At 66.5% G+C, this 6083-nt stretch carries 5 protein-coding genes and 1 tRNA gene; all 6 read right to left on the minus strand.

All coding sequences use genetic code 11. The annotated features are described in order from the left end of the window. Window positions 1–440 precede the first annotated feature (440 nt). Window positions 441–516 (minus strand) — tRNA-Lys (locus ACWIQA_RS07125). Beyond that, window positions 507–1694 carry a rod shape-determining protein RodA gene (gene rodA, locus ACWIQA_RS07130; RefSeq protein WP_448582382.1) on the minus strand — a complete coding sequence of 396 codons (1188 nt, stop codon included), beginning with the start codon at window positions 1692–1694 and terminating at the stop codon, window positions 507–509. Before rodA ends, ACWIQA_RS07125 begins: the two co-directional genes overlap by 10 nt. Then, window positions 1694–3640, minus strand: coding sequence for a penicillin-binding protein 2 (gene mrdA / locus ACWIQA_RS07135; RefSeq protein ID WP_448582378.1), 1947 nt, complete (start codon window positions 3638–3640; stop codon window positions 1694–1696). Before mrdA ends, rodA begins: the two co-directional genes overlap by 1 nt. Next, window positions 3640–4140: a rod shape-determining protein MreD gene (gene mreD, locus ACWIQA_RS07140; RefSeq protein ID WP_448582379.1), complete on the minus strand. Its 501-nt coding sequence runs from the start codon at window positions 4138–4140 to the stop codon at window positions 3640–3642. The genes mrdA and mreD overlap by 1 nt, the downstream gene beginning before the upstream one ends. After that, a complete protein-coding gene (gene mreC, locus ACWIQA_RS07145) occupies window positions 4137–5111 on the minus strand; it encodes a rod shape-determining protein MreC (RefSeq protein ID WP_448582380.1) in 975 nt (324 codons plus the stop codon). Before mreC ends, mreD begins: the two co-directional genes overlap by 4 nt. An 86-nt stretch (window positions 5112–5197) precedes the next feature. Beyond that, on the minus strand, window positions 5198–6083 hold an 886-nt coding region (locus tag ACWIQA_RS07150; RefSeq protein ID WP_448582381.1), incomplete at its 5' end, for a rod shape-determining protein.

Consider the following 6083-nt stretch of genomic DNA (forward strand, 5'->3'; position numbering starts at 1 on the left):
GGTGTGGGGGCTACGGGCCGAGGCTTCATCCTGAGTAGAATTTACAGGCCGCCAATTATCTTCAAAGTCGTGAAAGCCAATATTGTGATTAATATATACCGAATCCAGCGCAACTGCTTGTTCATGCTGTCCAACAGAGACACGATCATAACGACATATTCTCTTAAATAGACGATTGATCTATTTACTGTGCTTTTATCGTAAGACACGACATGCTCGGCTTCAGAGGCTCTGCCCATGTCCGATAGACGTGCAGCGTCTCGCATCCACCAATCTAGACGGGAATAGATGAGTTTGTCGACTTCCTTGCTGGACATTCGTTTTCCTAACGAGGGGGCCGAATTTCGTGCAGACAGAAGCGCTTGCTTGCTATTTGATTGCCGGCAGCCCGTAAGTGCCCATTCACAAGCTGTCGCTTAGCTCTAACCCATTGAAAGAGTTGGTGGACGCACTAGGGCTCGAACCTAGGACCCGCTGATTAAGAGTCAGCTGCTCTACCGACTGAGCTATGCGTCCACGCCCGGGAAGCGGGCGCGGCGGTTAGCAAGGCGGGGGCGGTGTGTCCAGCCCTCGGTGTGCAAGCGCGGACTGGTGCGGCGGCGGTTCTCCTGGTCAATCCCGATCAGGATCCCGAGCGCAGGCATGATGGTGAGCATGGAGCTCCCGCCATAGCTCATGAGCGGCAGCGGCAGCCCGGCAACAGGGGCGAGCCCCATTACCATCATGAGGTTGATGACGACATTGTAGAAGAGGCTCATGGTGAGGCCGCCTGCGACCAGCCGCTCAAAGGTGCCAGTGGCGCGAAACGCCACCCGCCAGCCCCAGGCCAAGAGGACACCATAGCCGGCAAGGACGGCAAAGCCGCCAAGCAGGCCCCATTCTTCGGCCATGGTGGCGAAGATGAAGTCCGTGTGTGGCTCGGGAAGGTAGGAAAGGTGGCTTTGCGAGCCCTCAAGAAAGCCCTTGCCTGTGATTCCGCCCGAGCCGATCGCGATCTTGGACTGGGTGATGTGGTAGCCAGCGCCCAGCGGATCAGCGCCGGGATTGAGGAAGATGAGGACCCGGGCCTTCTGGTAATCGTGGAGCAGGTTGAAGAGGAGCGGCAGCGAAGCTGCGACAATCGCCCCCGGGATAAGGAAATACCAGATCGAAAGCCCGGCCAGGAACATCATCGTGGCCCCAGCGGCAACATAGGTTATGGCGCTGTCGAGATCGGGCTGGAGCATGACCAGGCCGAACGGCAGGGCGATGAGGAGAAGGGGCAACCAGAGGCCAAGGGGCCGCCCGATATAGGCAAGCGGCAGGAACTGGTAGACGCGCGCAAGCGCAAGGACGAGGGCAAGCTTCATGAACTCGGACGGTTGCAGCCGCATGAACCCGATATCGAGCCAGCGCTGCGCACCGCCGCTGATGGAGCCGATGAGCTCGACCAAGACGAGGGCGAGGAGCGTGATAGCGTAGAAGGGAAAGGCGATCCGCAGCCAAAGACCGGGCGGCAGGAGACCGATGGCGAGCATGAGGATGCTCAAGACCGCCAGTCTTAAGAGGTGGTTGCCAGCCCAGGGCGTGAGGCTGCCGCCGGCCGCGGAATAGAGCACGAGGGCACCGAAGCCGCCGAGTGCAAGCACGACGATGACGATGCCCCAGGGCTGGTCCCGAAGCTGTTGCGGCCAGCGGGCGTTGAGCATGCCCATCATGGCTGCGGCAAGGCGACTGGTGGCGCCGCAGCAGGAGCGGCAGCCGCGGCAGCAGCGGCTTCAGCAGCAGCACGGCGGGCAGCTTCGGCGGCGGCACGGCGGCGGGCGCGATCCGCTTCCAGCCGTGCCAGTTCGGCTTCGGCCCGCTCGCGTGCGTAGATGTAGGTCATGGCCTGGCGTGCAATCGGGGCCGCAGCGCGTGCGCCCGACATGCCATGCTCGACGACGACGGCGACCGCGTAGCGTGGCCGGTCTGCTGGGGCGAAGCCGACGAAAAGGCCATGATCGCGCAGGCGCCAGGGCAAGCTCTCGTTGCGCCGCACGCCGCGGCGGCGCTCGGCAGCAGAGATGATGCGGACCTGGGCAGTGCCGGTCTTGCCGGCAAGTTCAATTCCCGCGATGGGCAGGCGGGCCCGCCGCGCCGTGCCGCCGGGCGCGTTGACGACGTCGCGCATGCCCCTGCGCACCACATCGAGCCAATCGGGCGGGATGGGGAGCGGAGGAAAGGCTGCAGGGGCCACATCGGCGAGGAGGCCGGGCTCGACCATTCGGCCTGAGGCAATGCGCGCGGTCATGACTGCAAGCTGGAGCGGGCTTACGAACAATGCGCCCTGGCCGATTGCGGTATTGAGCGTGTCTGCAACCGTCCATTCGCTGCCAAAGCGCTTGCGCTTCCAGGCGGCGTCGGGGACGATGCCGGCCCTGAGCGAGGGGATGGGAAGCTGCGGGAAGGTCTGGCCAAGGCCGAGCATCCTTGCCATGTCGGCAACGGCCTCATTGCCGATGCGGCGGGCGGTTGCGTAGAAAAAGACATTGCACGACACAGCGATGGCCCGCTCCATGGCCACCCGGCCGTGGCCGCCGCGGCGGTGACAGTGCCAGCTGCGCCCCCCCACGGTGTAGCGGCCAGAGCAGCCGACGGTGTCGGTCGGCGGCACGCCTTCCGCAAGGGCGGCGAGGGCGGTCACCATCTTGAAGGTGGAGCCGGGGACGTAGAGCCCCTGGGTGGCCTTGGGAAGGAGAGGCTTCTTTTCATCCGCTTGCATCGCCTTCCACATGGCCGAGGGGATCCGGTTCGAAAATATGTCGGGATCGAAGGCTGGCATGGAAAGCAGGCACTTGATGGCCCCCGTCAGGCAATCGATGACGACGACGCTTGCGCTCTGTTCGCCGAGGAAGGCGGCAAGATGGGCCTGGAGGCCACGGTCGATGGTGAGGCGGATGGTCTCGCCCGGCATGTCGGGCCGGCTGTCGAGCTGGCGCAAGATGCGGCCGCGGGCATTGACTTCCACGCGCTCTGCACCGGGTGTGCCGCGCAGCCGCGCTTCAAGACCGCGCTCGGCGCCTTCTTTGCCGACCCGGAAGCCGGGGTCGAGGAAGAGCGGATCGCCTGTCTCCTGCCACTGTTTGCGCGTGGGCTTGCCGACATAGCCGAGCGCGTGGGCAAAGGCCTCGCCGCCGGGATAGTGGCGGATGTAGGTACGCACGGGCTGCAGCCCGGCCATGTCGGCGAGCTCGACATTGAGCGCCGCATAGGCCTCCCAGCCGATGTCGGAGGCGATCCGCAGTGCGCCCGAGCCGCGCATGGTCTTGGCTGTCTCCAGAAGCTCGGCCCGCTCCTCGGCGGACAAGGGCACAATGCGCCCGACCCGGTCGAGCGCGGCATCGAGGTCGCCAGCAAGGCTTGGCACGAGCTCAACGCCATAGGCGGGGCGGTTGACGGCAAGCGGCAGGCCCGTTGCATCGACGAGCAGGCCGCGGCGGGGCGGAACCAGCCGGAGGGCCACCCGGTTGTCTTCGGCTGCCGCGGCGAGCATGTCCCCTTCGCGGACGGTGAGCCAGGCCATGCGGCCGAGCAGCACACCGCCGGCAAGGAGCTGGAGGCCTCCGAGCAGGAGGGCCCGGCGCTCGAAGCGGAGCTGCTGAAGGCGGCTTGCGTGCATCAGGCGCGGGCCAGCCGTTCCGCAAGCGCAGCAACGAAGGCGAGCGCTGGCGGATAGCAGAGGATGGTGAGCCCGGCCTGGAGGAGCAGGGCGGCGGGCGCGGCAGCGCGACTTGCAATGGCAAGGGCGACGAGTTCGAGTGCGGCCGCAAGCATGACAAGGGCGGCAGCCGCGAGCCAGCCGGAGCGAAGATCGCGCAGCATCATCCGGTCTTCGCCGAAGCGGATGGCGATCCGGATGACGGGGAGGACGAGCGCCATCACGCCAAGTGGCAGGCCAGCGATCGCATCCTGGACGAGGCCGACCAGGAACAGGCTCCAGGGGGGAAGGAGGCGTGGCGCAAGACTTGCCCAAGCGATGAGGAGGATGAGCGGCAAGTTGGGGAGTGCACCTGTTGCAAGCGGCAGCGGCAGTGCAGCGACCAGCGCGCCCCCCAACAGGCTGGCAAGAGGGACGGCGACGAGCGCGAAGGTGCGGACGGGTCTCGGCGTGAGGCTCATGGCTGCACGCGTGGCGCCTCGCCTGGCGCAGGAGCAGGGCCAGCTGGGGGGCGGGGCAGATCGGGTTCATCGGCAGCCGGGCGGGTCGGGACCGGCTCTGCTGGTGGGAGCCAGGGCGCCTCGACACTGACGGGGCCGAGCGCTGAGGGGCGGACGACCGGCCGGGCGCGGGGCGGGCTGGCCTCAATGTCGGTGATGACGGCAACCGGGATGCCGGGCGGAAACAGGCCGCCGTCGCCGCTGGTGACAAGCCGGTCACCGACGGCAAGCGGCACGCCGCCGGGCTGGGGATCATGCTGGAACAGGAGATCCGCTCCGCCGGTGCCCTGGGCAATGCCGGTCCAGCCGAGCCGCTCGACCCGGACTGGGACCCGGCTTGAGGGATCCGTCAGCAGCAGCATGCGCGAAGCCACAAGACCGGTATCCGTGATGCGGCCAGCAAGGCCTTCGGAGGCAAGGACGGGCATGCGCGGGCGGACGCCATGGCGGCGCCCGACCGAAACGGTTGCCGTTCGGGCCGAGCTGCTGGCGGCTGAGGCGGAAGCAAGGCCTGAGGCAACAAGGCGGCGTTCCGGGCGGCGCAGCTTCAGAAGTGCGTCCAGCCGGGCGACCTCGGCTTCAAGTTCCGCGCTGCGGGCAGCAGCCGCGCGAGCAGCGGCAAGCTCGGCTTCAAGCGCACGATTGCGTTCCACCAGCCGGAAATGGTCCGAGAGGCGGTCAGCAAGGGTGCGCAGGCCTGCAACTGGCGCTCGCACAAGCGCAATGGCCGGGGAGAGGACGTCGAGGACGACGCCCCGCGCCCGCGCGCCCTGGGTGGGATCCACACGGGCAAGGATGAGGAGGAGGATGGCGAAGGCGACGATGACGCCGGAGACGAGGGCGCCGATGAGCGCGAGGTTGAAGTCGCGGCGGGCGAAGCTTGTCCGCCGCACGACGCCGATGCGATTGCCCAGGGGCGCGCGATCGTTCATGCGCGCTCCTGCCCGGTCTTGGCAGGGCGGCTCGCCAGGCGCGCGCCCGTCCGGCAAGCGGGGCCGGAATGGCGCTTCATCTGGCCTCAGGAGGCCATGAGGACGCCGCGGAAGACCGGATCCTCAAGTGCGCGCCCGGTGCCGAGCGCGACACAGGAGAGCGGATCCTCGGCAACAGTGACGGGGAGCCCGGTTGCCTCCCGCAGGGCATCATCAAGGCCGCCCAAAAGCGCGCCGCCGCCAGTCATGACGATGCCCTGGTCGACAATGTCAGCAGCCAGTTCAGGCGCCGTGTTCTCAAGCGCCATGCGGATGGTCTCGATGATCTGGGAGACGGGCTCGGACAGGGCCTCGGCGATCTGACCCTGGTTCATGATGATCTCCTTGGGTACGCCATTGACGAGGTCGCGGCCCTTGATGTCGATTTCAAGGCCGATTCCGTCCGCTGGGGGGCGCGCAGTCCCGATCTCTTTCTTGATCCGCTCGGCCGTCATCTCGCCGATGAGGAGATTGTGGTTGCGGCGGACATAGTTGATGATGGCTTCATCCATCTTGTCCCCGCCGACGCGAACGCTCGTCGTATAGGCAAGACCGCGCAGCGACAGCACCGCAACTTCGGTGGTGCCACCGCCGATGTCGACGACCATCGAGCCGATCGGCTCGGTGACCGGCATGCCAGCACCGATTGCCGCCGCCATGGGCTCGAGGATGAGGTGGACCTGGGAGGCGCCGGCGTTGGAGGCCGCATCGCGGATGGCGCGGCGCTCAACCGGGGTGGAGCCGGAGGGAACGCAGATGACGATCTCCGGGAACGAGCGCAGGCGCGACGAGCCGTGCACCTTGTGGATGAAATATTTGATCATTTCCTCGGCGACTTCGATGTCAGCGATGACGCCATCGCGCAGCGGGCGGATGGCCTCGACATTGCCGGGGGTTTTTCCCATCATGAGCTTCGCATCATTGCCGACCGCC

It is taken from the genome of Thermaurantiacus sp. (genome assembly GCF_053487655.1).

Coding starts and splice junctions, on each gene's coding strand:
- mreD (WP_448582379.1), bottom strand. CDS start 4,140: ATGAGCCTCACGCCGAGACCCGTCCGCACCTTCGCGCTCGTCGCCGTC.
- mrdA (WP_448582378.1), bottom strand. CDS start 3,640: ATGCACGCAAGCCGCCTTCAGCAGCTCCGCTTCGAGCGCCGGGCCCTC.
- mreC (WP_448582380.1), bottom strand. CDS start 5,111: ATGAACGATCGCGCGCCCCTGGGCAATCGCATCGGCGTCGTGCGGCGG.
- rodA (WP_448582382.1), bottom strand. CDS start 1,694: ATGGGCATGCTCAACGCCCGCTGGCCGCAACAGCTTCGGGACCAGCCC.